Origin of the sequence: Nocardioides sp. NBC_00163, assembly GCF_045206295.1 — a bacterium.
In the GTDB taxonomy this organism is placed as follows: Bacteria; Actinomycetota; Actinomycetes; order Propionibacteriales; family Nocardioidaceae; genus Nocardioides.
On sequence record NZ_CP108155.1, the window covers coordinates 541,022 to 566,154 of the forward strand.

At 69.9% G+C, this 25,133-nt stretch carries 23 protein-coding genes; 10 read left to right on the forward strand and 13 right to left on the reverse strand.

Going from position 1 to position 25,133, the window contains the following annotated elements; all coding sequences use genetic code 11:
* Positions 1 to 15 precede the first annotated feature (15 nt).
* Genes OG801_RS02640 through OG801_RS02650 form a run of 3 tightly spaced genes read left to right on the forward strand, consistent with a single transcriptional unit; the run spans position 16 to position 3,501 of the window.
* Entirely contained in the window at positions 16 to 1,014 is a 999-nt protein-coding gene (locus tag OG801_RS02640) for a carbohydrate ABC transporter permease (RefSeq protein ID WP_406033458.1), read from the forward strand.
* Positions 998 to 1,876 (forward strand): carbohydrate ABC transporter permease, encoded by an 879-nt coding sequence (locus OG801_RS02645; protein ID WP_355022153.1) that lies wholly within the window; start codon positions 998 to 1,000, stop codon positions 1,874 to 1,876. Before OG801_RS02640 ends, OG801_RS02645 begins: the two co-directional genes overlap by 17 nt.
* Before the next feature lie 14 nt (positions 1,877 to 1,890).
* Positions 1,891 to 3,501, forward strand: coding sequence for an alpha-amylase family glycosyl hydrolase (locus OG801_RS02650; RefSeq protein WP_406033460.1), 1,611 nt, complete (start codon positions 1,891 to 1,893; stop codon positions 3,499 to 3,501).
* A 171-nt stretch (positions 3,502 to 3,672) separates the two neighbouring features.
* On the opposite strand, the gene OG801_RS02655 is transcribed toward OG801_RS02650, so the two are convergent.
* The 4 genes from OG801_RS02655 to cobA form a co-directional block, all read right to left on the reverse strand.
* Positions 3,673 to 4,476 (reverse strand): TrmH family RNA methyltransferase, encoded by an 804-nt coding sequence (locus tag OG801_RS02655; protein WP_406033462.1) that lies wholly within the window; start codon positions 4,474 to 4,476, stop codon positions 3,673 to 3,675.
* 2 nt (positions 4,477 to 4,478) lie between these two features.
* Entirely contained in the window at positions 4,479 to 4,799 is a 321-nt protein-coding gene (locus OG801_RS02660) for a helix-turn-helix domain-containing protein (protein WP_406033464.1), read from the reverse strand.
* A 10-nt stretch (positions 4,800 to 4,809) separates the two neighbouring features.
* Positions 4,810 to 5,136, reverse strand: coding sequence for a type II toxin-antitoxin system RelE/ParE family toxin (locus OG801_RS02665; RefSeq protein WP_406033466.1), 327 nt, complete (start codon positions 5,134 to 5,136; stop codon positions 4,810 to 4,812).
* Between the two features lie 137 nt (positions 5,137 to 5,273).
* A complete protein-coding gene (gene cobA, locus OG801_RS02670; protein WP_406033468.1) occupies positions 5,274 to 6,500 on the reverse strand; it encodes a uroporphyrinogen-III C-methyltransferase in 1,227 nt (408 codons plus the stop codon).
* Between the two features lie 232 nt (positions 6,501 to 6,732).
* On the opposite strand from cobA, the gene OG801_RS02675 reads away from it, so the two are divergent.
* Positions 6,733 to 7,260 (forward strand): YbhB/YbcL family Raf kinase inhibitor-like protein, encoded by a 528-nt coding sequence (locus OG801_RS02675; RefSeq protein WP_406033470.1) that lies wholly within the window; start codon positions 6,733 to 6,735, stop codon positions 7,258 to 7,260.
* A gap of 50 nt (positions 7,261 to 7,310) precedes the next feature.
* Here the strand turns inward: OG801_RS02675 and OG801_RS02680 are convergent, their stop codons facing one another.
* The 3 genes from OG801_RS02680 to OG801_RS02690 form a co-directional block, all read right to left on the reverse strand.
* On the reverse strand, positions 7,311 to 7,973 hold the full coding sequence (locus OG801_RS02680) for a response regulator transcription factor (protein WP_355021387.1): 663 nt from the start codon (positions 7,971 to 7,973) through the stop codon (positions 7,311 to 7,313).
* Positions 7,974 to 8,090: 117 nt separating this feature from the next.
* Positions 8,091 to 8,735 carry an FMN reductase gene (locus OG801_RS02685; protein WP_355021386.1) on the reverse strand — a complete coding sequence of 215 codons (645 nt, stop codon included), beginning with the start codon at positions 8,733 to 8,735 and terminating at the stop codon, positions 8,091 to 8,093.
* On the reverse strand, positions 8,732 to 9,907 hold the full coding sequence (locus OG801_RS02690; protein ID WP_355021392.1) for an LLM class flavin-dependent oxidoreductase: 1,176 nt from the start codon (positions 9,905 to 9,907) through the stop codon (positions 8,732 to 8,734). Before OG801_RS02690 ends, OG801_RS02685 begins: the two co-directional genes overlap by 4 nt.
* Before the next feature lie 162 nt (positions 9,908 to 10,069).
* On the opposite strand from OG801_RS02690, the gene OG801_RS02695 reads away from it, so the two are divergent.
* From OG801_RS02695 to OG801_RS02705, 3 genes are read left to right on the forward strand one after another with little or no spacing between them, the layout of a single operon-like run.
* Positions 10,070 to 10,867, forward strand: a complete 798-nt coding sequence (locus tag OG801_RS02695) for an ABC transporter permease (protein WP_406033472.1) — start codon at positions 10,070 to 10,072, stop codon at positions 10,865 to 10,867.
* Entirely contained in the window at positions 10,860 to 11,669 is an 810-nt protein-coding gene (locus OG801_RS02700) for an ABC transporter permease (protein ID WP_355021384.1), read from the forward strand. Before OG801_RS02695 ends, OG801_RS02700 begins: the two co-directional genes overlap by 8 nt.
* Position 11,670: 1 nt before the next feature.
* The gene (locus tag OG801_RS02705) at positions 11,671 to 12,618 is read left to right on the forward strand and encodes an ATP-binding cassette domain-containing protein (protein ID WP_406033474.1); all 948 of its coding nucleotides are present in this window, start codon (positions 11,671 to 11,673) and stop codon (positions 12,616 to 12,618) included.
* A gap of 456 nt (positions 12,619 to 13,074) precedes the next feature.
* On the opposite strand, the gene OG801_RS02710 is transcribed toward OG801_RS02705, so the two are convergent.
* Genes OG801_RS02710 through OG801_RS02720 form a run of 3 tightly spaced genes read right to left on the reverse strand, consistent with a single transcriptional unit; the run spans position 13,075 to position 17,253 of the window.
* Entirely contained in the window at positions 13,075 to 14,448 is a 1,374-nt protein-coding gene (locus OG801_RS02710; protein WP_406033476.1) for a condensation domain-containing protein, read from the reverse strand.
* Positions 14,429 to 15,871 (reverse strand): condensation domain-containing protein, encoded by a 1,443-nt coding sequence (locus OG801_RS02715; protein ID WP_406033478.1) that lies wholly within the window; start codon positions 15,869 to 15,871, stop codon positions 14,429 to 14,431. The genes OG801_RS02710 and OG801_RS02715 overlap by 20 nt, the downstream gene beginning before the upstream one ends.
* Positions 15,868 to 17,253: a condensation domain-containing protein gene (locus tag OG801_RS02720; protein WP_406033479.1), complete on the reverse strand. Its 1,386-nt coding sequence runs from the start codon at positions 17,251 to 17,253 to the stop codon at positions 15,868 to 15,870. Before OG801_RS02720 ends, OG801_RS02715 begins: the two co-directional genes overlap by 4 nt.
* Positions 17,254 to 17,579: 326 nt before the next feature.
* On the opposite strand from OG801_RS02720, the gene OG801_RS02725 reads away from it, so the two are divergent.
* The 3 genes from OG801_RS02725 to OG801_RS02735 are packed head-to-tail and all read left to right on the forward strand — an operon-like array spanning position 17,580 to position 21,300.
* Complete coding sequence (locus tag OG801_RS02725) at positions 17,580 to 18,929, forward strand: hypothetical protein (RefSeq protein ID WP_406033481.1); 1,350 nt, start codon at positions 17,580 to 17,582, stop codon at positions 18,927 to 18,929.
* A gap of 1 nt (position 18,930) precedes the next feature.
* On the forward strand, positions 18,931 to 20,346 hold the full coding sequence (locus OG801_RS02730) for a hypothetical protein (RefSeq protein ID WP_406033483.1): 1,416 nt from the start codon (positions 18,931 to 18,933) through the stop codon (positions 20,344 to 20,346).
* A gap of 12 nt (positions 20,347 to 20,358) precedes the next feature.
* A complete protein-coding gene (locus OG801_RS02735) occupies positions 20,359 to 21,300 on the forward strand; it encodes an alpha/beta hydrolase (RefSeq protein WP_355021373.1) in 942 nt (313 codons plus the stop codon).
* A gap of 27 nt (positions 21,301 to 21,327) precedes the next feature.
* Here the strand turns inward: OG801_RS02735 and OG801_RS02740 are convergent, their stop codons facing one another.
* Genes OG801_RS02740 through OG801_RS02750 form a run of 3 tightly spaced genes read right to left on the reverse strand, consistent with a single transcriptional unit; the run spans position 21,328 to position 25,053 of the window.
* Positions 21,328 to 22,857 (reverse strand): amino acid permease, encoded by a 1,530-nt coding sequence (locus tag OG801_RS02740; RefSeq protein WP_355021372.1) that lies wholly within the window; start codon positions 22,855 to 22,857, stop codon positions 21,328 to 21,330.
* A gap of 40 nt (positions 22,858 to 22,897) precedes the next feature.
* Positions 22,898 to 23,656 (reverse strand): ethanolamine ammonia-lyase subunit EutC, encoded by a 759-nt coding sequence (gene eutC, locus OG801_RS02745; protein WP_406033486.1) that lies wholly within the window; start codon positions 23,654 to 23,656, stop codon positions 22,898 to 22,900.
* A complete protein-coding gene (locus tag OG801_RS02750) occupies positions 23,653 to 25,053 on the reverse strand; it encodes an ethanolamine ammonia-lyase subunit EutB (protein WP_406033487.1) in 1,401 nt (466 codons plus the stop codon). Before OG801_RS02750 ends, eutC begins: the two co-directional genes overlap by 4 nt.
* Between the last annotated feature and the right edge of the window lie 80 nt (positions 25,054 to 25,133).

The following is a 25,133-nucleotide window of genomic DNA, read 5'->3' on the forward strand; positions in this document are numbered from 1 at the left end:
AGACCACGTCATCCGATGACTCTGACAGCACCAGCGCCCGCCGCCGAGACCCCGCGGTCTCGGCGGCGGGCGCCCCGCCCCCTCCAGCGCGCGCGAGACTCCTACAGCCGCTACTGGTACGCCTACGCGATGGTCGCGCCCGTCGTGATCGTGCTCGGCGTGCTCGTCGGCTACCCGCTCCTGCGCGGCTTCTACCTGACCCTGACCGACGCCAACAGCCTCAACTCGGCACGCACCATCGGCGTCAACACGATCGACGCGACGTACAAGTTCATCGGTCTGGACAACTACGCCGAGATCCTGTGGGGCCCGTCGGCCTACGACCGCTTCTGGTCCCACTTCGTGTGGACCATCGTCTGGACCGTCACCTGCGTCGTCCTGCACTACGTGATCGGCCTCGGGCTGGCGATGATGCTCAACCAGCGGCTGCGCGGGCGCGTGGCGTACCGGCTGCTGCTGATCCTGCCCTGGGCGGTGCCGACGTTCGTCACCGTCTTCGCCTGGCGGATCATGCTCGCGGACGCGGGCGTCATCAACTCGATGCTCAACACGATCGGTCTCGCCACACCGAGCTGGCTCGAGGACCCGACCTGGCAGCGTACGGCCGCGATCATGGTCAACACCTGGTGCGGCGTGCCGTTCATGATGCTCTCCCTGCTCGGCGGGCTGCAGTCGATCGACGAGAACCTCTACGAGGCGGCCGAGATCGACGGCGCCAACGCCTGGCAGCGGTTCCGCCACGTCACCCTGCCGGGGCTGTCGTCGGTGAGCTCGACCGTCATCCTGCTCGGTGTGATCTGGACCTTCAACCAGTTCGCGATCATCTTCCTGCTCTTCGGCAACACCGCGCCGGACGCGCAGATCCTGGTCACCTGGGCCTATCGACTCGGATTCGGGCAGCAGCCTCGCGACTTCGCCATGTCGGCGGCGTACGGCGTGCTCCTGCTCGCGATCCTGATCGTCTTCACGTCCTTCTACTACCGGTGGTTGAAACGCAATGACCAGTTCGCCTAGCCTCAACGCGCCCAGGACGAACCAGCGCCGCCGCGGAGAACTCGGCCCGGTCGCACGGGTGGGCACGCACGTGACGCTCACGGTGGCGTCGCTGATCGCGCTGTTCCCGATCGTCTGGCTCGTCTATCTGTCCCTGGGACCTGACAAGGACGACTACCTCCACCCCGGCGGGATCTTCGCGAAGGCGACGCTGGACAACTACTCGTTCGTGCTGACCAACACCGCCTTCTTCAACTGGCTGTGGTCGACGCTGGTGGTCGCCGGGGGCACGACCCTGTTCGGCGTGATGTCGGCGGCGACGACCGGCTACGCGGTCTCCCGGATGAAGTTCCCCGGCCACCGGCCGCTGATGTGGGTCCTGCTGCTGACGCAGGCGTTCCCGATCGCGGTGCTGATCGTGCCGATGTACGAGATCTTCTCCCAGCTCCGCCTGGTCGACTCGCACTTCGGCCTGATCCTGGTCAACTGCACCACGATCGTCCCCTACTGCTCCTGGCTGCTGAAGGGCTACTTCGACACCATCCCGGTCGAGCTCGACGAGGCCGGCATGATCGACGGACTCACCCCGTTCGGTACGTTCTGGCGGCTGATCCTGCCGCTGGCTCGTCCGGGTCTCGCGGTGGCCGCGTTCTACGCCTTCATCACCGCTTTCGCGGAGGTCGCGTTCGCCTCGACGTTCCTGCTCGACGACTCGAAGTACACCTTCGCGGTCGGGCTGCAGAGCTTCGTCAGCGAGCACGACGCGCAGTGGAACCTGATGGCCGCCACCGCTGTCCTCATCGCCATCCCCGTGACCGTCTTCTTCTATCTCGTCCAACGACACGTCGTCACCGGTCTGACCGCCGGCGGCGTCAAGGGCTGAAAGGTTTTCTGTTGATGTCCTCCGAGTGGTGGCGTGATGCCGTCATCTACCAGGTCTACCCACGCAGCTTCGCCGACAGCGACGGCGACGGCACGGGTGACCTCCCCGGGATTCGGTCCCGACTCCCCTACCTCCGCGACCTGGGGGTGGATGCGGTCTGGCTGAGCCCGTTCTACGCCTCACCGCAGGCCGACGGGGGCTACGACGTGTCCGACTACCGTTCTGTCGATCCTCGGTATGGGACGTTGGACGACGCTCGCGCGCTGATCTCCTCGGCGCACGAGCTCGGGCTGAAGGTCATCGCCGACATCGTCCCCAACCACTCCTCCTCGGAGCACGTGTGGTTCCAGCAGGCCCTCGCCGAGGGGCCGGGGTCGCCGATGCGGTCGCGCTACCACTTCCTGCCCGGACGCGGTGAGAACGGCGAGGAGCCGCCCAACGACTGGGACTCGATCTTCGGCGGTCCCGCCTGGACCCGGGTGCCCGACGGCGAGTGGTACCTCCACCTCTTCGCCCCCGAGCAGCCCGACTTCAACTGGAACTCCCCAGAGGTCCACGCCGAGTTCCTGGACATCCTGCGCTTCTGGCTCGACCTCGGCATCGACGGCTTCCGCATCGACGTCGCCCACGGCCTGGTCAAGGCCGAGGGCCTGCCGTCCATCGGCCACGCCGACCAGCTCCACCTGCTCGGCAACGACGTGATGCCCTTCTTCGACCAGGACGGCGTCCACGAGATCTACCGCACCTGGCGACAGGTCCTGGCGGACTACCCGGACCGGATCTTCGTCGCCGAGGCATGGACGCCCACGGTGGCGCGGTCGGCCAACTACGTACGTCCTGACGAGCTGCACCAGGCTTTCAACTTCGAGTACCTCGACACCGCCTGGGACGCCGCTGCTCTGCGCAAGGTCATCGACAGCTCGCTGGACGCGATGCGCCCGGTCGGCGCTCCGGCGACCTGGGTGCTGTCCAACCACGACGTCACCCGGCACGCCACCCGGTTCGCGAACCCGCCGGGGTCGGGGACCCAGATCCGAACGCCGGGCGATCGTGAGCTCGGGCTGCGGCGGGCTCGCGCGGCCACCTTGCTGATGCTCGCGCTTCCGGGATCGGCGTACGTCTACCAGGGCGAGGAGCTCGGCCTGCCCGACGTCACCGACCTGCCCGACGAGGTCCGCCAGGACCCGTCGTTCCACCGCGCCAACGGCCAGGACGGCTTCCGCGACGGCTGCCGGGTGCCGCTGCCGTGGACCCGGTCGGGCTCGTCCTACGGCTTCGGCGACGGTGGCTCCTGGCTGCCGCAGCCGGCGGAGTGGGGCGACCTGAGCGTCGAGGCCCAGGCGGGTGTCGAGGGTTCGACCCTCGAGCTCTACCGCTCCGCCATCCGCACCCGTCGCGAGGTCTCCGGCCTCGGCGCCGGCGACGCGGTGACCTGGCACGACGAGGCCCCCGCCGGTGTCCTCTGGTTCGAGCGTGACGGCTTCGCCTGCACGGTCAACACCACCAAGGAGCCCGTACGCATCGCCGCCCCCGGCCGCGTACTCCTCTCCTCCTCGAGCCCCGTGCCCGTCACCGACGGCTCCGCGGAACTCCCCGCCGACACCACCGTCTGGTGGCAGATCTAGCCGAGACGTCCGGAGCGAGGTCGAGCGGCGAGCTTACTCGTCCGCTCGCGCCGAGCGAGGGAGTAACCGCGCGAAGCGCGGAGAAGTCACCCCCGTCGGCCGAGTTGGCACATCAGTGCCAACTCGGCCGACGTGCGTGACGGCTCGGCCGACGCGGCTGACGCCTCGGCGCTAGCGGCGGGCGGTGACGTAGCAAGCGACGGCGGTGGCGGCGGCTACGTTGAGGGAGTCGATGCCGGCGGACATCGGGATGATGGCGCGGCGGTCGGCCGCCTGCTGCCAGCGTGGGGAGATGCCGTGGCCCTCCGAGCCGAGGACAAGAGCGACCTTGTCGACTCCCTCGACGGCCTTCTCGATGTCGACGGCGTCGTCGGCGAGGGTCAGGGCGACGGTGGTGAAGCCGGCAGCGGAGAGGGAGGGTAGCGCTTCGTACCAGTCCGGCAGGCGGGTCCACGGCAGCGCGAAGACCGCGCCCATCGCGACCTTGATCGAGCGGCGGTAGAGCGGGTCGGCGCAACGCGGCGCAAGCAGTACGGCATCGAACCCCAGCGCGGCGCCCGACCGGAAGATCGCGCCGACGTTGGTGTGGTCGACGATGTCCTCGAGCACCAGGACCGAACGGGCGCCCTCGAGCACCGACTCGACCGACGGCAGCGGCCTACGCTTCAGCGACGCCAACGCACCGCGGTGCACATGGAACCCGGTCACCTCCTCGGCCGCCTTCTCGCTCATCACGTAGCACGGCGCATCCGTCGTGGCGAGCGTGTCGGCGAGCCCGTCGAGCCACTTCGGCGCCATCAGGAACGAGCGCGGCTCGAAGCCACCGGCGACGGCCCGACGTACGACCTTCTCCCCCTCGGCCAGGAACAGCCCTTCCGACGTCTCGAGGGACTTGCGCAGCTCGACGTCGCGCAGGTCGCGGTAGTCCGCGAGCCGAGGATCGGCGGGGTCGGAGATCTCGATGAGTTCAGCCATGGTCAGGCGACCTGCACCGAGTCCTTCATGTCCCCCGGCACTTCCTCGGGGAAGGAAAGGACCAGGTGTCGGCCCAACGCTGTCGCGACCCGCGCCAGGGTGTCGATCCGGTTGCGCGCCCCTCCGCCCTCCTCGAGGCGGGAGATGACCGACTGCGTCGTACCCATCCGCGAGGCCAGCTCGCGCTGACTCAGTCCTGCCTCCGTACGCAAGTCGTAGATCAACTGCCCGAGGGCGAGATCCTGCTCGACGCTGGCCCTCGTCTCCTCGGACGGGGCGGGACGCTCGGCCCGAACCTCGGACCAGCGGGAGTAGTTCGCCATGGTTGTCCTCCTAGGGATAGCGCCGGGCACACTCGGCCGCTGCCTTGCGGGCCCTGGCCACCTCGCCGCGCTCGTTGTCTCGTTGTTCGTGGAACGTCGTCAGAAGGATGATCCGTGCATCGTTCGTGAACCTGTAGGTGATCCTCCGAGCAGTCGACCCCAGGGTGAAACGCAACTCGAACAGGCCGTCCCCCAGGCTCCGCGAGAGCGGCATCCGAGCGCGAAATCCGAGATCGGCCAACCGATCCACGATCACCACGGCTCGACCCCACTCCTCATCGCTCAGAGCATCCAGCCACTTCACGACCTCGTCATGAAGCTCGACCTCCATGCTCATGATCGCATCCACGCGATCATCGCACAACTGCGATCATCACACGACGGTTCACCGCGCTGGCACAGCACAAGGCTCATGAGACGACCGTAGGAGATCACTCATGGCAACGAGTCGACGGCGCGCCGACCCGACCAGGCCTAGAAGAAGTCCGGGTGGGCGACGCGGACGACCTCGCCGACGACAATGATCGCCGGGGGCTGGACGTTCTGGTCGGCCAGGGTCTTCTCGAGGGTCTCGAGGGTCGCCAGGACCGTACGCTCCGTGGGCATCGTGCCGTCGCAGATGACCGCGACGGGGGTGCCGGGCTCGCGGCCGCCATCGAGAAGAGCGGTCGCGATCGCGGGGGCGTTCTGGACGGCCATCAGGAGGACCAGCGTGCCACCGAGCTGAGCGACGGCGGACCAGTTGGTCAGCGAGGTGGGGTCGCCCGGCGGGACGTGGCCGGAGATGACGGTGAACTCGTGCGCGACGCCGCGGTGGGTCACGGGGATCCCGGCGACGCCGGGCACCGTCACCGGCGAGGTCAGACCGGGGATGACGTGGACCGGGACGCCGGCTTCACGGCAGGCGAGCACCTCCTCGAAGCCACGACCGAAGATGAAGTTGTCGCCGCCCTTGAAGCGTGCGACCGCCTTCCCCGCCAGAGCAGCCTCGACGATTATCCGGTTGATCTCCTCCTGCTGGGCCGAGCGGCCTCGGGGGAGCTTGGCGACGTCGACGAGCTCGACGTCGGCGGGCAGCTCGGAGAGCAGCTCTCGCGGCGCCAGCCGGTCGGCGACGACGATGTCAGCCTCCATCAGAGCCTTGCGGCCGGCGACCGAGATCAGCCCGGGGTCACCCGGGCCGCCACCGATCAGGGTCACTCCGGGCACGCGCTGACGCTCGTGCGGAGCGATCAGGTCACCGGAGCGCAGCCCGTCGAGGATCCGGTCGCGTACGCCCGCCGAGCGCCGCGGGTCACGGTTGGCCAGCACGGCGATGGTCAGGTCGCCGTCCTGTCCGGTCGCCGGGGTCCAGGCGGTGGCCTGCGTGCCGTCGTCGGAGCGTACGCAGAAGATCCGTCGCTCCTCGGCGGCGGCCGAGATCGCCTCGTTGACGTCGGCGTTCTGGGTCGCGGCGATGACGTACCAGGCGCCGTCGAGCACATCGGCCGAGAAGCGGGCCTGGTGCCAGGTGATCTCGCCCGAGCCGAGCAGCCCCTCCAGGGCAGGGGTCAGCGACGGCGAGACGACCTCGACCCGCGCCCCCGCGGCGATCAGCGCCGGCACGCGCCTTTGCGCCACCCGGCCACCACCCACGACGACCACCCTCCGCCCCTCCAGGATGAGACCGGCGGGGTAAGGAACGGCATGCTCAGAACTCATGGGTACATCCTCGCCCAACACCGGGGCGCGGCCTGACAACGGGTCGATTCGCGGACTGGTGGCGCGTCTTGGAAGTTCCTGGATGCTTGGCGTCGTCAGGGTGCGTGCATCGCAAGGCGGCGTCGCGAAGTCATACCGGGCGTCTTTCGAGCGGTGCCAACGCGGCGAGGTGCGTGCCATGGCGGCGCGAAGCGCCTAGGAACTTCCGAGACGCGCCACTAGGTTGGTGGGCATGGCACTCGATCGTCCGGTCAAGCCGGATCCCTACTCGCTCATGCCCGCCCTCCCCTCCTTCACGCTGACCAGCCAGGACGTGACCGACGGCCAGCCGCTGAAGCAGGACCAGGTCTACGACGGTGGCAACACCTCCCCGCAGCTCAGCTGGAGCGGCGCACCGGAGGGGACGAAGTCGTACGTCATCACCTGTTTCGACCCCGACGCGCCTACCCCCAGCGGCTTCTGGCACTGGGCCCTGGTCGACGTCCCCGCCGACGTGACCGAGCTGCCGGCAGGTGCCGGGGCCGGAACCGCCGAGCTCCCGGGCAAGGCGTTCCACGTCGCGACCGACTTCGGCACCAAGGACTTCGGCGGCGCCGCTCCCCCGGCCGGTGACCAGGTCCACCGCTACTACTTCGTGGTCCATGCCGTCGGCGAGGAGACGCTGGGTGTGGACGACGGGGTGACCCCGGCCGTCGTCTCCTTCAACCTGGCCTTCAAGGCACTGGCCCGCGCCGTCGTGGTGGGCACCTACCAGCACTGAGTTCCGACGCGGGAGTCCTGAGGTCACCGGGTGACCTCAGGACTCCCACGTCATCCAGATGCCAGGTGGGTCAGCAGCGTCGGCGTACGACGGTGCTCGACGTCGGCGGAGAGGCCGAACGCGAGGAACATCTCGCTCAGACACCGCTCGAACTGCCGCCTGCCGCTGAAGAACCTGCTGATGATGGCGCGGTCGGGGAACCCGGCGTGGATCAGGCCCAGCACCTCGCTCTGGCGCATCGTCAGTCTCGCGATCGCATCGGGATCGGCGTCGGGCGACACCTCGACCATCCGAGAGATGACCTCCGGGTCGACGACGACCTCACCCGACGCCACCCTGCCGACGACGTCGAGGAAGTGCGGGATGGTGCGTACGCGGGACTTGCGCAGGTAGCCGAGACCGCCGGTGCCGGTGCTGGCGAAGACGGCGGCCGCGTAGGTCGTGTCGACCGAGTCGGCGAGCACGACGATGCCCATCTCCGGCACCTTCTCGTGCAGCCGGAGGGTGGCGCTGATGCCCTCGTCGTCCGGGCCCAGCCGGGCGTCGGTCACGACCAACGTGGGCAGCGTGTCGGTCGCGGCCTGGACGAGCGCCTCGGCGTCACCGGCGTCGGCGACCACCTGGTAGCCACCACGCGCGAGCAGGGCCGTGAGTCCAGCACGAAGAAGAGGCGACTCGTCGGCAACGACGACGCTCGGCTCATAGCTGGGCACAACGGCTCCGCTCGGTCCTGGGGGTAGCGGTCGAGACGCATTCTGTCGCACATCCTCGCAAACCCCCGGTATCTCGCGCCCGTGTTCACTTCGGCAGCCGAAGGAAACCCCGCCCGGTCAGAACTCCGGCGGCCCCTCCGAGGCCCGCTTGAGCAGCGTCTCGAAGGACGTCGGGTTGGCGAACTCGTCCTCCACCAGCGTCCGGTGCGGCGCCGGGGAGGGCGTGCCGCCACCGACGGCCAGCAGGGCAGCCAGCTCGGCGGCGGCACGGTCGACCCGCTTGGGAAGCTCCGGGCCACCGGCGAAGTCCTCGGTGGCGGCGAAGACCCCGGTCGGGACGACCACGGCGTGCAGGTAGGTGAAGAGCGGCCGCAGCGCGTGCTCGAGCACCAGCGAGTGCCGGGCGGTGCCGGCGGTGGCGGCGATCAGGACCGGCTTCGCGTCCAGGACGCCCTGCTCGAGTACGTCGAAGAACGTCTTGAACAGACCCGAGTAGGACGCGGAGAAGACCGGCGTCACCGCGATGACGGCGTCGGCCCGGCGCACCTGGTCGATCGCCGACTGGAGCGCCGGCTTGGCGAACCCGGTGAGCAGGTTGTCGGTCAGCTCGTGGGCCAGGCCGCGCAGCTCGACGTGCTCGACCTCGACCTCCGCGCCCCGAGCCTGCACGGCCCGGGTCGTGGCGTCGCCGAGCATGTCGGCGAGCAGCTTGGTCGAGGACGGGACCGACAGCCCCGCGGAGACGACGACGATCCGGGTCACAGCTCCCCCTCGAGCACCTTGGCGACCTCCGGGTCGCTCAGGTCGCGGTCGGACGAGCCGGTGGCGGCGTCGCCCTCGGCGTAGACGGTCGAGTCCTTCGCGCCGCCGGCCTTCTCCACCAGGGAGGCGTGGGTCGGGGCGTCCGGGACGCCGGGCTTGCGCAGCTTCGCGAACTCAGCGCGCAGGGTCGGCAGGATCTCGCCGTAGAGGTCGAGCTGCTCCAGCACCGTCTTCAGCGGCAGACCGGCGTGGTCGAGCAGGAAGAGCTGACGCTGGTAGTCACCGACGTACTCGTGGAACGAGAGCGTCCGCTCGATGACCTGCTGCGGCGAGCCGACGGTCAGCGGGGTGGCCTCGCTGAAGTCCTCCAGCGAGGGGCCGTGGCCGTAGACCGGGGCGTTGTCGAAGTAGGGCCGGAACTCGTTGATCGCGTCCTGGGAGTTGTGCCGCATGAAGAACTGCCCGCCCAGCCCGACGATCGCCTGGTCGGCGGTGCCGTGGCCGTAGTGCTCGAAGCGCTGCCGGTAGAGCTGCACCATCTGCTTGGTGTGCGAGGCCGGCCAGAAGATGTGGTTGTGGAAGAAGCCGTCGCCATAGTACGCAGCCTGCTCGGCGATCTCGGGCGAGCGGATCGAACCGTGCCAGACGAACGGCGCGACGCCGTCCAGCGGCCGCGGGGTCGAGGTGTAGCCCTGTAGCGGCGTACGGAACCGGCCGGACCAGTCGACGACGTCCTCGCTCCACAGCCGGCGCAGCAGGGCGTAGTTCTCGACCGCCAGGTTGATGCCCTGGCGGATGTCCTTGCCGAACCAGGGGTAGACCGGGCCGGTGTTGCCGCGGCCCATCATCAGGTCGACGCGGCCGTCGGTGAGGTGCTGGATCTTGGCGTAGTCCTCCGCGATCAGCACCGGGTCGGTGGTGGTGATCAGCGTGGTCGCGGTGCTCAGGATGATGTTCTCGGTCTTGGCACCGATGTAGGCCAGCGTGGCGGTCGGGTTGGATGCGATGAACGGCGGGTTGTGGTGCTCACCGGTCGCGAAGACGTCCAGGCCCACCTCCTCGGCGTGCTTGGCGATCTCGACGGTCGCCTTGATGCGCTCGTGCTCCGTCGGGGTCCTGCCGGTCGTCGGGTCCATCGTGACGTCACCGACGGTGAAGATGCCGAACTGCATACCCATGGTTCCCTGCCCCTTTCGTGGACTCTTCCACGATAGTTGAAATCCGAACTACTCGGCAAACAGTTGCTGGATCAACGTTATTCCAGGAAACCCCTTGGCGTACGCAGGCCCCGTTGTGCCAACGTACGTCAGGTGTCCGGGGCGCTGCATTCACAGATGAGTCTGTACGCCGCGATCGCGACCAGCTCCTTTCGTCGCTACTCCACCTACACCGCGGCGACGCTCGCCGGGATCTTCACCAACTCGGTCTTCGGCATCATCCTCAGCTTCGCCTACCTGGCGCTGTGGGAGCAGAACCCGTCGGCCGGCGGCTACGAGGCCGACCAGGCGGTCACCTTCGTCTGGATCGGGCAGGCGCTGCTGATGACGATCGCGCTGTGGAGCGGCGGCTCGACCGACGACCTCGCCGAGCGGATCCGCAACGGCGACATCGCCGTCGACCTCTACCGTCCCGTCAGCGTCCTCGGCTGGTATCTCGCCGCCGACCTCGGCCGCGGGCTCTACCACTTCGCGACCCGGGGCGTGGCGCCGACGATCGTGGGCGCGCTGCTCTTCGGGCTGGTCACGCCCTCCCCCGCCGGCGCGGCCGGGTTCCTCGTCAGCGTCACGCTCGCGGTGGTGGTCAGCTTCGCCGTCCGCTTCCTCTTCGCCGCCAGCGCGTTCTGGCTCCTGGACGCGACCGGTCCACGGGTGCTGCTGAGCGTGCTGGCCACCTTCTTCAGCGGGCTGACGCTGCCGCTCAACCTCTTCCCCGACGGCCTGCGCCAGGTCGCGCTGGCACTGCCGTTCGCCTCCTACATCCAGACCCCGGCCGACATCTGGCTGGGCCGTCACACCGGGCTCGACATGCTCGCCGCGATCGGGCTGCAGGTCCTGTGGGCGGTCGTCCTCCTGGGCATCTGCGCGCTCGTGCTGCGTGCCGCGACCCGCAAGGTGGTGGTCCAGGGTGGTTGAGCACGTTGCTCACGCGGTGCGCGCCTACTGGCTCATCGCGCTGCTGTGGATCCGGGCGGCGATGGCCTATCCGCTCTCGTTCTGGACGATGACGGTCGGCGGCATCCTGATCACCTTCCTCGACTTCGTGGCGATCTGGCTGATGTTCAGCCACGTCGACACCTACGGCGGCTTCACGCTGCGCGAGATCGCCCTGCTCTACGGGGTCACCTCGATCGCGTTCCGGATCGCCGACATGCTGGTCGGGAGCGTGGAGAAGATCGGTCAGAAGGTGCGGAGCGGCGATCTCGACGCGATGATGACCAAGCCGGTCCCGGTGCTGGTGCAGCTGTGCGCCGACCGGTTCGAGCTGCGCCGGCTCGGTCAGATCGCCCAGGGCATCGCGGTCTTCGCGTGGGCGGCACCGATCGTGGACTGGAACCCACAGCGCCTGCTGGTGCTCGTGGTGGCGCTCGTCTCGGGTGTGGTCATCTACTTCTGCGTGTTCGTGATCTTCTCGACGATCCAGTTCTGGACCACGGACGCCTCCGAGTTCGCCAACGCCTTCACCTATGGTGGCAACACGATCATGCAGTATCCGATGACGATCTTCCCGCGCGAGGTCGTCCGGTCGCTGACCTACCTGCTGCCGCTGGCGTTCGTGAACTGGTATCCGTGCCTGTTCCTGCTCGGCCGCACCGATCCGTACGGCGCCCCGGACTGGTTCCGGTTCGCCTCGCCCCTGGCCGCGCTGGTGCTGGTCGGCCTGACCGCGCTCGTGTGGCGCCAGGGGCTTCGTCGTTATCGATCCACCGGGAGCTGATGTGGCACTGATCGAGGTGCGGGACCTGTCCCGAGACTTCACGATCCGCAAGAGAGCGGGCCGGCTGAGACGTACGTCGGTGGTGAAGCACGCCGTCCACGATCTCTCCTTCGAGATCGACGCCGGCGAGATGGTCGGCTACATCGGACCCAACGGCGCCGGGAAGTCGACCACGATCAAGATGCTCACCGGGATCCTGGTGCCCTCCGGCGGGTCGGCGCGGGTGGCAGGCCTCGAGCCCTCCCGCCAGCGCCGGGAGCTGGCCCGGCGGATCGGGGTGGTCTTCGGGCAGCGTACGTCGCTGTGGTGGGACCTGCCGCTGCGCGACTCCTTCGAACTGCTGCGGCGGATCTACCGGATCCCCGACCAGACCTTCCGCCGCAACCTCGAGGACCATGTCGCGCTGCTCGACCTCGGTGAGCTGATGGACACCCCGGTGCGGCAGCTGAGCCTGGGACAGCGGATGCGCGGCGACATCGCCGCGGCGCTGCTCCACGACCCCGAGATCCTCTATCTCGACGAGCCGACGATCGGTCTTGACGTCATCTCCAAGGGCCGGCTGCGGGAGTTCCTGCGCGCCCTCAACCACGAGCGTGGGACGACCCTGATGCTCACCACGCACGACCTGCAGGACATCGAGGCGCTGTGCGACCGGGTCATCGTCATCGACCACGGCACCGCCGTCTTCGACGGCCCCCTGCCCTCCCTGCGAGCCAACGGCGACGCCTCCCGCACCCTCGTCGTCGACCTCGTCGACGAGGCCTCCCCCATCGCCATCGAGGGCGCTCGGGTCGTGAAGGTCGAGGGCCCCCGCCAGTGGCTCTCCTTCCCCGCCGGCGCCTCCGCCGCCCCATTGGTCGCGCAGGTCGCCGCCGCGTACGACGTCGCCGACCTCTCCATCCACGAGCCCGACATCGAGGACGTCATCCGGCGGCTCTACTCCCGCTGAAGCTCAGTGACTAGGCGACCAACTGGTGAGGCTGGGAGAGGGTATCGCCGCGCCTGTACATGCCGATGACACTTCGTGCACGGATTCACGAAGTGTCATCGGCATGTACAGACGGCGGATACTCCGATCCAGCGAAGCACGGGCGGGGACGACCTTGATGGTCACCGACCGGAGGGTGCGGGCGATCCGGCGACGTCGTCTGTTCCGACGTCGGTGAGCTCGCGGTTTCTCTTTTACAACCGGGTGATCTCGCGTAGCGTCTGATGACGAAGACCCCGGAACGATCCCTGGCAACAGCCACATCGCCGGGGTTTCGCCTTGCTCGGGCCCGTGCGGCTGACCCTAGGCCAGAGCACCGACAGTCTCGGCTACTCCTCGAGCAGCTGGAGCAGGCGCGTGGTGGTGCGCCAGGTTCGCACCGTCATGCTGGAACACGGGCATGCTCATGAACCTGGTTCAGGACTCGAGGCGGAGGACGGCGAGGTCGTCGGGCTGGCGTGAGAGCTCGGCGAGGGTGTGGCGGAGGCGGTCGAGGAGGGACTCGATGGACGACGCGGCGACCACGGTGTCGGGGTAGCGGACGCGGATTGCGAGGCCGGCGTGGGTGCGGGAGAACCAGATCTGTACGTCGTCGGCCAAGGTCGAGGCGGAGATGTGCTGCGCGTCGCGGTCGAGGTGGGCCGAGCCGCCGGGGACGTGCCGGTAGTCGACCCAGGAGACGACGAAGACGTCGTTGCGGGTCTGCACCAGCGGCTCGGTGAGAGAGCCGAGGACCTGGTCGAGCGGCACCGACCCGAGGCGTACGCCATGACGGACCGAGTCGCCGGCCTCGGCCAGACCCAGATCGGTGAGCGAGGCCGGGACGGTGAGCGGGACTGTGGTGGTGTACCAGCCGATCGATCGGGTCAGCGGTTCTGCAGCGCGGGTGGAGACCGGCGCCATCGTCTCCAGCCGGTCACCGCCGCCGAGGTCGGAGACTGCGGTGGCGAGGGCAGCCAGGACAGCGGCGTACGTCGAGGCGCCGCTGTTGCGGGCGCGGGCGCCGATGCGGTCCATCAGGTCGGCGTCGGCCAGCGGGGCCACGGCGGTGGCCTGGGCGGCCCTCTCCCCCGGCTCGAGGCCGAGCGGCAGCGGGAAGGTCGGCAGCCGATGGCCGCGGCTGCCGAGGAACTCACCCCAGCCGCGCAGGAGCGGGTCGTCGGCGCCGACCCAGGCGGGGCCGTCGGCTCCGTGCTCGACGGCTTCGAGGAACGACCTCACCGGCGGCAGGGACGGCTCGTCGCCGCCCTCGGTGAAGGTGGCGTAGAGGTGGGCGAGCTCCTCGACCGCGACGGCGACCGAGTGGGCGTCGCAGTGCAGGTGGTCCATGCCGAGGACGATCGTGGAGCGGTCGGGGCGGGAGATCGCGGCCGGCAGGAAGGCCGGGTAGGCGAACGGCCCGCACCGCTCGTCGAGGGCGGCGTGCAGCGCGACGCGGGTCTCCTCGACGGTGCTGGTGTGACCGACGGAGGTCACCGACCAAGTGAGAGTGCCGGGGTGGTGCCGGCGGGCCTGGAGCCCCTCGGACCCGGCGACGACCTCGAGCTGCAGGCTGCCGTGGCGGGCGAGGAAGGCGCGCCAGGTGCGGGACAGCGCGACCGGCTCGATGGGCCCGTCGACGTCGAAGGCGGCGGCCAGCCAGACGGTCGGCGCCCCGGCCATCGCCCCGGCGAGGTGGTTGCGCTGGTTGAGCGAGAGCTCGGCGGGCGCACCGTGGGCGGGAGCAGAGAGGTCCCAGCGGAGCAGCGTGCCCGGCCGGGGCTCCCACAGGTCAGCGGTCGTGACCAGCATGTCCGGTCCCGATGATCTGGTTGGCATCGACAGGGCGCACCGGCAGGCCGAGGTCGGCGAGCACGTCGTGGAGCGCCTCGAAGAAGGTCGCCACCGCTCGTCCGCCCTGCTCGGTGTCGGGGCTCTGGGTGGCCATCTCGAAGCGGTCGGCGAAGCGGTTGACCCACAGGCTCGCGTTGGCGGTGCGGCCCTCACCGGTGAAGTGCAGCCCGGTGTCGAAGGGGGTGGTCCCGGCGCCGGGGAACTTGCGTACGTCCAGGTAGGAGACCATCTGCGGGCTGGCCAGCTCGGTCGGCGCGAGCACGCCACCGGCGACCATCGCGCCCAGCGGCACGTGGACCGGGGTGCGGGCCAGCTCGCGGGCGGTACCGAAGGCCTTCTCCGCCGCGAGCACGGTCTCGGGGAAGGTCTCCCCCAGCGGCATCGAGACGGGGGCGAAGTTGCAGAACCAGCCGTGCGACGTCGCGGTCTGCTGCGACCGGGTGCCCAGCACGGTGATCCCGAGGTAGTCCGAGCTGCCGGTCAGGCGCTGCTCGACGTGGGCCAGGAGCGCGAAGACGCCACTGGTGAACCGGCCGCAGGCGGCACGGCAGAGCTCCTCGAGCGAATCCACCGCCTCGCCCTCGAGCGCGGTCCAGGTCCGGATCCGGACCGGTGCGGTCTCCCCCGGGGCCAGCCCGAGGTCGACCGGGAACCGCGGCAACCGCCCGCCGTGGCGCGAGACGATGTCGACCCACTCGCGCACCGCCGGTGTCTCCGCGTCGCACTCGGCGGCGAGCTGCTGCTCGGCGGCTGCGTACGTCACGAAGCTGTCGGCCCCCGGCAGCTCCGGCGACGGGGCTCCCAGGGCCGCGGCATAGGCGGCGCCGAGCTCGGCCGGGACCATCAGCTGCGAGGCGCCGTCGGTGAAGGCGTGGTCGCAGCCCCAGAAGTATGTGAAACCCTCCTCGCGCACGATCGCGCCGAGCAGGAACGGAGTCCAGGAGTCGGGGCGGCACTGCTCGTCCCACAGGCTGACGAGCAGGTCCTGCCAGCCACCGGACCAGTCGGCCGGCGCCTCGACCTCGACGGCCTCGAAGGCGATCGCCTCAACGGGCACGAGGTGTCGCTCCGGCCTGGCGCCGGAGAGGTCGAACCACGTGCGCAGCCCCTCGTGACGACAGACGAACGTGGTCAGCGCCTCGATGTAGGCCGCCTCGTCGAAGGCCACGTCGAACTCGCCGCACGTCCCGGTCCAAGCGCGGTGCACCCCGCCCGCACCGGCCTTGGAGGCATAGGCGTTCAGGTGGTCGGCCTGCAGGAACGAGGGCGCTCCGGGAGAGACGGGCGCGGCATCTGCCGCCGACTGGCACTCACGGCTCGGGCGCAGCACGACCACCCGGCCCGGAGCCGGGGAAAGCTCCGCGAGCGCCCCGATCCTCATGCCGTACCCTCCAGCTCGGCGGTCTCGGGCTGCGCGATCTCCTCCAGGAGCCCGCTCATCCCGCCGATCAGGTCGCGCACGACCCGTTCGGCGGCGACGGTCTCGGGGTAGCGCGTCGAGACGTTGAGACCGCCTCGGTCGCGCACGAGCCACAGGTAGACCTCGTCGTCGGCACGCACGGGGGCCCGCAGCGTACGGGCGTCCCACTCGTTCCAGCGCTCGGCGCCGGAGATGAAGCGGGTGTCGACGAAGGTGACGACGAAGTGCGGGGCGTCGTCGACGCCGAGCAGGTCGGCGACCCGCGCGAACGGCTGCGGGACCAGCGGCTTCGCCGCGGCGAGCGCGGCCTGGACGCGGCCGGCGACCTCGGGCAGCGTGGTCGCGCCGGTGATGTCGAGGGTGATCGGGACGAGGCCGACGTACCAGCCGACCGCGGCGGCGTGCTCGGCGGTGTAGCGGGTGTGCATCGGCGCCACGAAACGCATCCGCTGCACGCCGTGCTGGGCCCGCAGGACATACGCCATCGCCCCCATCATCCCGGCCTGGAAGGAGACGCCGGCACCCTTGCACAGCTCGCCCAGGGCCCGGGCCTGACGGGGGTCGCCGAGCCACTGCGAGAGGCTGGCCTGCGTCAGCGGCGACGCCGATGCGGGTACGTCGGTGATGCCCGTCACCGGGAAGTCGGCGAACCGAAGTCTCCCGTCGGGACCGGTCAGCCAGTCGCGCCAGACCCGCACCGACTCGCTCTCCAGCGACATCGCCTCGCCGGTGACCCGCTCCTCGGCGGCATGGTCGACGTGGCTTCCGGTGGTGGCCGCGGACAGCTCCGCGAACGGCTCGCCGGCCAGTGCCCGCTCGTAGAGCGAGGCGATCTCCTCGAACCAGAGCAGCTGGGAGTAGGCGTCCATGACGCCGTGGTCGGCGCCGAAGACCAAGGTGAAGCCGTCGGCGTCGGCCACTGTCGCGAAGACGACGTAGGGCCAGGCCGACGGGTCGATGTGATCGGCGAGGAAGTCCGAGACGCAGCCCCGGGCGTCCTCGCCGTCGAACCGGCCGAGAACGGTGGTCGTCATCGATACGTCAGCGGCGGCGACCGCACGGCGCCGCCGGCCGGCAGGCCTCTCCTCGACGGTCCCGCGCAGCGCCTCGTGACGTCCGATCCAGGCGCGGAGCGCGAGGCCGAGCGCCTCGGTGTCGAGCTGCCCGTGCAACCGCATGATCGAGCCGATCCAGGAGCCAGCCTCGGCGGTGTCGAGGTGCAGCTCGTGGTTGTGGGACAGTCTGCGGTCGTCGTCGACCCAGGCGCTCGGCTCCGCGGTGGGGATCCACGCGGTCACCTCACCCGGGGGTACGTCGTACGCGGACAGCTCGGTGTACTCCATCGGAGGTGGAGTTCCTCTCTGAGGTGGGGGCTCATTGCGGCAAAACGCCATCTCGGGGACCCGAACGAACCTCAAGAACGCCGTAGCCCGAGAAGGCGACCAGCCTGGGACGACAGCGATGTCGTCCCACGTCGCGGCCTATTGTGCACACAGGTCCGCACCCGAATTCGACCGCCCCCGGACGTGGGAATCGCCACACTTCTTTATTGCCCCCGGGGGTTTACATGACGTATCAACTCCGATTGACTCCTCCCTCCGCGCGCGCTATCGCTGTGTGATCTCGCCGGGCCTCTGCCCGGCCGCCCGCCAATCTCGAGGACTCCCCCATGCCCGTTGCCACCCGTGCACCGATCGACAACTCCGGCCGCCTGCAGTTCGCCGACGACCTCTTCGCCCGCCGCCATCGCGGCCTCGGAAGTCCGATCGCCAACCAGTGGATCTGGCGGCTCAACAGCCCCTACGACGCCGACCGGCTGCGCTACATCGCGGCCGGACTGGCCGAGGGCGGGCTGTCGCGGAGGCTGCACCGGGCGAAGTTCCCGGGGGCTCGCGACCTGTGGACCAACGCCGACCGGGAGTCGATCGAGCTCTACGAGGAGATCCTCCCCGTCGGCGAGATCACCGACTGGCTCCAGGAGCGTCACAGCGACCACCTCGACCCGCACCAGGGCCTGACCTACCGGCTCACGGCCATCAACCTCGACGACGGCACCTCGGTCGTCTCGATGCTGCTCGCCCACGCGGTCGGCGACGGTGGCTCTGTCCTCGACGCCGTGTCCCGGGCCTCCCGCGGCGAGCCACTGCGGCTGCCACCCGCTCCCGCCAAGGGCTGGGATCGCCTCCGCGCCGAGGCCGCCGACAGTCGCGCCCAGTGGCGTGCCGTGCGCGACTGGACCAAGGCCCGTCGTCAGGCGAAGAGGGACGGCACCGCCGCCCTGGCCACCAAGGCGCCCCGCGTCTACCCGGAGGCCACCCCGAACCCGACGCCCGAGGCCTGGCGGATGCCGCGGATGATCGCCGAGTTCGACACCGAGACGATGACGAAGATCGCCGCCGAGCACGGCGGCTCGACCAACGCCTGGTTCATCAACGTGGTCGCCGACCTGCTCGTCCGCATCGACCACGTGCCGGTCGACCGGGGCGACGTCCCGGTCTCGCTGCCGATGAGCGACTTCCAGCCCGGGGACGTACGCTCCAACTCGACGCGCGTGGCCATGGTCGAGGTGCCGCGCGACGTGCTCGACAAGCGCGACCTCGCCGCGATCAAGAAGCTCTCCAAGGCGGCCTACATCCGCCTCGGACAGGCCGGCCCGGGGCTGGTCCCGGTGCCGCTGGCGATGATGCAGATGCTGCCCGACGCCGTGCTCGACAAGCTCCCCCAGCCGCCGGCTGCGGCATGCATGGCCTCCAACCTGCCGCAGCTCCCCGACGACTACCGCTACGCGATGGGTACGGACGTACGCCTCGTGGCCGGGCTCGCCGGCTACCAGAACGCGACCGCGCAGGATGCCTACGACGTCGGCGGCGGGATCATCTCCTGGTTGATCCAGTCGGGGCCACGTACGACGCTCAACCTCGTCGCCGCCGAGCCCGACCGCGTGCCCGACCTGGACTTCCTGAAGAGATTGGTCGTCGAGGAGCTCGGCTCGTGGGGTCTGACCGCCGAGGTGTGGTGACGTGCCCCAGCCCGAGATGCTGCCCTCGCTGCCGCCCGCGAGCCTCGGCGCCCGCCCGGCACCGTTCGCTCCCGATCCCACCAACCGACTCACGTACGACGACGAGGTCTTCCTCCGCTCCGCGACCGTGATCGGCGTCCCGGTCGTGGCCCAGACCGCCTGGAGGTTCCCCACCGAGATCCCGGTCGAGGCGGTCCAGGACCTGGTCGACGAGCTGGCCAAGGGCCCGCTCAACCGCCTCGTCGTACGCCCGAAGGTCATCGGCGCGCGCTCCCGCTGGGTGCCGGCGACGACCGCCGAGCCGGTCCGCCTGCATCCCGACCGGATCAAGCCCGACCAGGTGGTGGGCTGGCTCGACAGCACCGCCGACGGGGTACCGTTCGACCCGGTGAAGGGCCCGCTGTGGGCGTACTTCATGGCCTACACCACCGACGGCGGCACGGTCGTGGCCTACAACGCCTCCCACATCGTCTGCGACGGCGGGATGAAGCTCGGCGCCGTGATCGCGGCCGTACGCCGCCAGCACCTGCCGCGCCTCCCCGCCTCCGAAGCGGAGCGCGAGGTGACCCGCAAGGACGACCGGCGCGACGCGCGCACGATGGCACGCGCCGCCGTTCGCGGCCTCCGGGAAGCCCGGAAGGCCGGGAAGGTCCCCGAGCTGGAGGCCCAGTCCTCCGAGAAGCGGCCGCTGCCCGGCCCGCAGGCCGACGACGACGTCGTCCACGAGGTCGCCAACGCCTCTGCCGACTGCCCCGTCGAGGAGTGGAACGCGGCCGCGGAGCGGGCCGGTGGCACCTCCAACGCGCTGCAGGTCGCGATCTCGGTCGAGGTGCTCCTCGAGGCCGGGATCGTACGCCCCGGCGAGCCGGTCAAGATGTCGCTGCCCGTCTCGATGCGCGGCCAGGGTGACCTGCGCTCCAACGCCACCTCGGGCATCTCGATCGCGGTCGAGACAGAGGTGCGCGACGGCGTCGGCCGGGTCACCGACCTGGCTCACATCCGGGAGCGGTCGAAGAGGGAGTTCTCAGCGCTCTTCAAGGGCACCCGCCCCGACCCGATCGCCCACATCGCGCCGCTGGCCCAGATGATCCCGGACAAGCTCGCCAAGCCGCTGCTCAAGGGGGTCGTCACGCCGCTGGGTCTCGCCTCCAACCTGGGCCGGCCCGACCCCGACTTCGTGGCGCCGTTCGGCGTGGCCGCCGACTCGATCGTCTTCCGCGCCCTCGCACTCGGCGCGACCCGCGGCGAGCTGCGCCGGATGCGGGGCGGGGTGACGTCGTGGTGGTGCGAGGTGGGCGATACCTGCACCTTCGGCATCCGCGCGCTCGACCCCGACGCGGTCCCCGACTCCGAGCGGCTGAAGGAGATCGTGACCACCGTGTACGGACGCTGGGGCCTGGTGCCGACCTTCTGGTGAGAGGATGCGGTCATGACGATCGACGTACTCGGTGAGCCCTACACCGTGGAGACCATCGAGCTCGCGGACGACTTCGAGGGCACGGTCGTGGCCACGCTGGTCAAGCGGCCGGCCGACGGCGACGCCAAGGGCGCCGTCCTCTACGTCCACGGCTTCTCCGACTACTTCTTCCAGAAGGAGTACGCCGAGTGGTGGACCGCGCGCGGCTACGACTTCTACGGCCTCGACCTGCGCAAGTACGGTCGCTCGTTGCGGGAGCACCAGTCGGGGACGTACGTCGGTGATCTGGTCGAGTACTTCGATGAGATCGACGCCGCCTGGGAGCGGATCACCGAGCGCGACGGCCACTCGCACATCATGCTCAGCGCCCACTCCACCGGCGGCCTCACGGTCTCGCTGTGGGCCGACGACCGCCAGCCCGACGCCCTGGCCGGGATGGTGCTCAACTCCCCGTGGCTCGACCTGCAGGGCTCGTTCCTGCTGCGCGGGGTCGCCAGCCCGGTGGTGCGCCGGATCGGACACCGGGCGCCGATGCGCGAGATCGGCCGCGACGTGAACGGCTTCTACACCATGTCGCTCCACGTCGACCACGACGGCGAGTGGGAGTTCGACCTCGGTCTCAAGCCGGTCGGCTCCAACCCGATCCGGCTCGGCTGGCTCAAGGCGATCCGCGACGGCCACGCCCGGCTCCATCGCGGCCTGGATGTGAAGGCGCCCGTGCTGGTGCTCTCCTCCGACCGCTCCAGCAGGCCGAGGGCGATGGGCGAGCTCGTCCACTCGACCGACATCGTCCTCGACGTACGCCAGATCCGCCGCTGGTCGACCGCCATCGGCAGCCACGTCACCTACATCGCGGTCCCCGGGGCGAAGCACGACGTGATCCTGTCGCGCCCCGACGTCCGCAAGCAGGCCTACGCCGAGATCGAGCGGTGGCTGGCGGCGTACGGCGTCTGAGCCCGACTGAACCCCGGCTGAGCCGGGTCAGTCGAGGGTCGTCTTCGGGCCCTTGAACCACCTCCGCGCGGACAGCCGCCACCACAGGCCGAGGACGACCAGGGAGCCGACCGTGAGGATCGGCGCGTAGTTGACCGACGCCCAGGAGAAGTCGTCGCTGGTGATCCATCCGGACGGCACGAACGGCAGGATGAAGTAGACCGAGATGATCGCGATCTCGGCGACGGCGACCAGGTTGAGCCACTTGTAGTGGCGGCCGAGGGTCCACTGCCCGGTCTCGAAGGAGTCCCCGGCCCGCCAGCGCAGGAAGATCGGGATCGCGAAGGCGAGGTAGAGGCCGATCACCGCGACCGAGGTGATCGCATAGAAGGCCAGCGGGATGCCGCCGACGCCCCACAGCGCGGGGAGCGTGATGACCGCGCCGACGACCGCCACCAGGAGCACCGCGTTCACCGGGACCTTCCTGGTCGGGCTGACCTTCGCCCACAGCGAGGAGCCGGGCACCGCGCCGTCGCGCGCGAAGGCGTACGTCATCCGGGACGCGCTGGTGAGACAGGCGGTGGCGCAGAAGAGCTGCCCGGCGGTGGAGATCAGCAGCACCACGAAGTGCCAGGAGTCGGGCAGCGCCTGACCGAAGATCACGTCGACCGCGCCACCGCCCGCGCTGACGCCCTCGGGGTCCTGAACCGCGAAGAGGAAGGCCAGCAGCAGGACGTACCCACCGACCGCGGAGTAGAAGATCGAGCGCCAGATGCCCTTCGCGGCGCCGTCGGCGGCACCCTGGGTCTCCTCGGACAGGTGCGCGGAGGCGTCGAACCCGGTGATCGTGTACTGCGTCAGCAGGAACCCGAGCGGGAGCACGAGAAACCAGTACTTCGCGTCGGCGTAGCCGGAGTTGTTGATCCGCTCGGTGAAGACATAGGCGAAGCTCTGGTGGTCGTCCGGGACGATGACCAACACCAGGACCACGATCGCGGCCCCGGCGACGTGCCACCACACCGAGATGTTGTTGATGATGGCCAGCAGATGGCTGGAGTAGATGTTGGCGAGCGCCGCCAGCACCAGGATCGCCAGGAAGATCAGGTAGACCCGGCCCAGGGTGTAGCCCTCGGCCCAGCTCGCGCTCAGGGTCGAGAGGGTGAGGTCGAGGAAGGTGGCGGCGCCGTACGCGACGCTCGCGGTCACCGCGAGCAGCCCGATCAGGTTGAGCCACCCGGTGAAGAAGCCGGCGGCTGGGCCGCCGAGCTTGGCCGCCCACCAATAGATGCCACCCGAGGTCGGGTACGCCGAGACCAGCTCGGACATGGTGAAGCCGATGATCAGGATGAACGCGGAGATGATCGGCCAGCCCCACGAGATGGCCACCGGTCCGCCGTTGTTCCAGGCCTGGCCGAACGTGGTGAAGCAACCGGCCAGGATCGAGATGATCGAGAACGAGATGGCGAAGTTCGAGAACCCCGACCAGGTGCGGGCCAGCTCCTGCTTGTAGCCGAGCCGGGCGAGATGTGCTTCGTCGTCGAGCTGGGCCGGCTCGACGGTTTCAGGTGCCTCAGGCATGGCACGCCTCCGGAATTCGTGGGGGTGGATGTGCCTGAGGCTAGAAACGGTCCGTGGCGGTCGTGGTCGCGCCAGGTAACGGCGCTGTGAAAGATCCATCCTTGAGCGCCACCCCGGTCGCGCCGAGCGCCCGGGCGCCGGCGACCAGGCTGGCGATGGTGCGCGCGGCGGTCGCATGGTCCAGACCGTGCGGTGGGCGGACGTTGGAGACGCAGTTGCGGGCGGAGTCGAGCACGCCCGGCCGTGGGTCCCAGGTGAGGTAGACGCCCAGCGAGTCGCTGGACGAGAGCCCCGGCCGCTCCCCGATCAGCACCAGGACCAGCCGCGCGCCCAGCGCCCGGCCGATGTGGTCGCCCAGCGCCACCCGGGCCTGGGTCGCGACCACCGGCGCGGCGAGGGTCGTGGCGCCGTCGAGGAGCGGGACCAGGTGCTCCAGGAGCGGAACCGCGTGCTTCGCCACCGCTTCGGCGGAGAGGCCGTCGGCGACGACGACCGCGATCTCGGCCCCGATCGGTCCGAGCTCCAGGTCGTTGCCGGGCACCCGGCCGAGGTCCGGCCGGGTCAGGTAGGTGGCCCGGTCCGGCGCCGCGGAGGCGACCACCATCGGCGTACCCAGTCCCAGGCCGGCGAGCGCCTCGACCAGCGTGTCTACGTCGAGCGGGAGATGGACCGCGTCGCGGGCGGCTGCGTGGGCTGCTCCGAAGGAGAGGACCTCGGCGGTGGGCAGTGCGTTGCCCGCGCGGCCGAGACCGATCCGCGCCGGCGTCGCACGTCGCAGCGGCTCCCAAAAGTCGCTCATCGGGCCAGCTCCTTCAGAACCGTGGCGGCCGGGTCGATGTCGCGTACGGAACCGTCCGGGTCGAGCAGACCGGCCGAGGCCAGCCACTCCTCGAGCTCGGGAGCAGGGCGTTTGCCGAGGACCTGGCGGGCGTAGAGGGCGTCGTGGAAGGAGGTCGACTGGTAGCCGAGCATGACGTCGTCGGCGCCGGGGACGGCCATGACGTACGTGCACCCGGCGACGCCGAGCAGGGTGAGCAGGGTGTCCATGTCATCGGAGTCGGCCTCGGCATGGTTGGTGTAGCAGACGTCGACGCCCATCGGCACGCCCAGCACCTTGCCGCAGAAGTGGTCCTCGAGCCCGGCGCGGATGATCTGCTTGCCGTCGTAGAGGTACTCGGGTCCGATGAAGCCGACCACCGTGTTGACCAGGAACGGCCGGAACGCCCGCGCCACCCCGTACGCCCTGGCCTCCAGGGTCTGCTGGTCGACCGGCCTGCCGCCACTGCCGAGATGGGCGCCGGTGGAGAGCGCCGAACCCTGGCCGGTCTCGAAGTACATGACCTCCTTCCCCACGGTGCCGCGCTCCAGCGACCGGGCCGCCTCGTCGGCCTCGGCCAGCATCGCCAGGGTCACCCCGAAGCCCTCGTTGGCACCCTGGGTGCCGCCGATCGACTGGAACGGCAGGTCGACCGGCAGCCCCGCCTCGATCAGGTCGATCGTGGTGGTGACGTGGGTCAGGACGCAGCTCTGCGTCGGGATCTCATAGCGGAGGCGTACGTCATCGACGAGCCGGAGCAGGTCGGCGACCGTACGCGGGTTGTCGGAGGCCGGGTTGATGCCGATCAGCGCGTCCCCGGACCCCAGGAGCAGGCCGTCCAGGATCGAGGCCGCGATGGCGCCCGGATCGTCGGTGGGATGGTTGGGCTGCAGCCGGGTCGCCAGGCGCCCCCGCAGGCCCATCGTCGTGCGGAAGCCGGTCACCACCTCGGTCGCCGCCGCCACCGCGATGAGGTCCTGGTTGCGCATGATCTTGGAGACCGCCGCCACCATCTCAGGGGTCAGCCCCGGCGCGACGGCGGTCAGCGCGGCGGTGTCCCGCCGCGCGGCGGCGTCGAGCAGCCACTCCCGGAGAGCCCCGACGGTCAGCCCGCTGACCTGCGCGAACGCGTCCTTGTCGTGCGTCTCCAGGATCAGCCGGGTGACGTCGTCGGACTCCGCCGGAACCACCTGCTCCTCGAGGAAGACGCTCAGCGGCAGGTCGGCGAGCACCATCCGCGCCGCGACCCGCTCGGTATCGGACCCTGCAGCGCATTCGGCCAGGACGTCGCCGGAGCGCAGCGGCGTCGCCCGCGCCAGCACCTCCGCCAGACCGTCGAACTCGAAGCCGTGCCCGTGGAGACTCTGCCGGTATCGCATGAGACCAACGGTAGAGCCGCAATATTTCCACGGCGTGAGGCTCGGGCGTCGCGGGGGCATGACGGGCCACAGGCACGGAA

Coding starts and splice junctions, on each gene's coding strand:
- OG801_RS02640 (WP_406033458.1), top strand. CDS start 16: ATGACTCTGACAGCACCAGCGCCCGCCGCCGAGACCCCGCGGTCTCGG.
- OG801_RS02645 (WP_355022153.1), top strand. CDS start 998: ATGACCAGTTCGCCTAGCCTCAACGCGCCCAGGACGAACCAGCGCCGC.
- OG801_RS02650 (WP_406033460.1), top strand. CDS start 1,891: ATGTCCTCCGAGTGGTGGCGTGATGCCGTCATCTACCAGGTCTACCCA.
- OG801_RS02655 (WP_406033462.1), bottom strand. CDS start 4,476: ATGGCTGAACTCATCGAGATCTCCGACCCCGCCGATCCTCGGCTCGCG.
- OG801_RS02660 (WP_406033464.1), bottom strand. CDS start 4,799: ATGGCGAACTACTCCCGCTGGTCCGAGGTTCGGGCCGAGCGTCCCGCC.
- OG801_RS02665 (WP_406033466.1), bottom strand. CDS start 5,136: ATGAGCATGGAGGTCGAGCTTCATGACGAGGTCGTGAAGTGGCTGGAT.
- cobA (WP_406033468.1), bottom strand. CDS start 6,500: ATGAGTTCTGAGCATGCCGTTCCTTACCCCGCCGGTCTCATCCTGGAG.
- OG801_RS02675 (WP_406033470.1), top strand. CDS start 6,733: ATGGCACTCGATCGTCCGGTCAAGCCGGATCCCTACTCGCTCATGCCC.
- OG801_RS02690 (WP_355021392.1), bottom strand. CDS start 9,907: ATGCAGTTCGGCATCTTCACCGTCGGTGACGTCACGATGGACCCGACG.
- OG801_RS02695 (WP_406033472.1), top strand. CDS start 10,070: ATGAGTCTGTACGCCGCGATCGCGACCAGCTCCTTTCGTCGCTACTCC.
- OG801_RS02710 (WP_406033476.1), bottom strand. CDS start 14,448: ATGCTGGTCACGACCGCTGACCTGTGGGAGCCCCGGCCGGGCACGCTG.
- OG801_RS02715 (WP_406033478.1), bottom strand. CDS start 15,871: ATGAGGATCGGGGCGCTCGCGGAGCTTTCCCCGGCTCCGGGCCGGGTG.
- OG801_RS02720 (WP_406033479.1), bottom strand. CDS start 17,253: ATGGAGTACACCGAGCTGTCCGCGTACGACGTACCCCCGGGTGAGGTG.
- OG801_RS02725 (WP_406033481.1), top strand. CDS start 17,580: ATGCCCGTTGCCACCCGTGCACCGATCGACAACTCCGGCCGCCTGCAG.
- OG801_RS02735 (WP_355021373.1), top strand. CDS start 20,359: ATGACGATCGACGTACTCGGTGAGCCCTACACCGTGGAGACCATCGAG.
- OG801_RS02740 (WP_355021372.1), bottom strand. CDS start 22,857: ATGCCTGAGGCACCTGAAACCGTCGAGCCGGCCCAGCTCGACGACGAA.
- eutC (WP_406033486.1), bottom strand. CDS start 23,656: ATGAGCGACTTTTGGGAGCCGCTGCGACGTGCGACGCCGGCGCGGATC.
- OG801_RS02750 (WP_406033487.1), bottom strand. CDS start 25,053: ATGCGATACCGGCAGAGTCTCCACGGGCACGGCTTCGAGTTCGACGGT.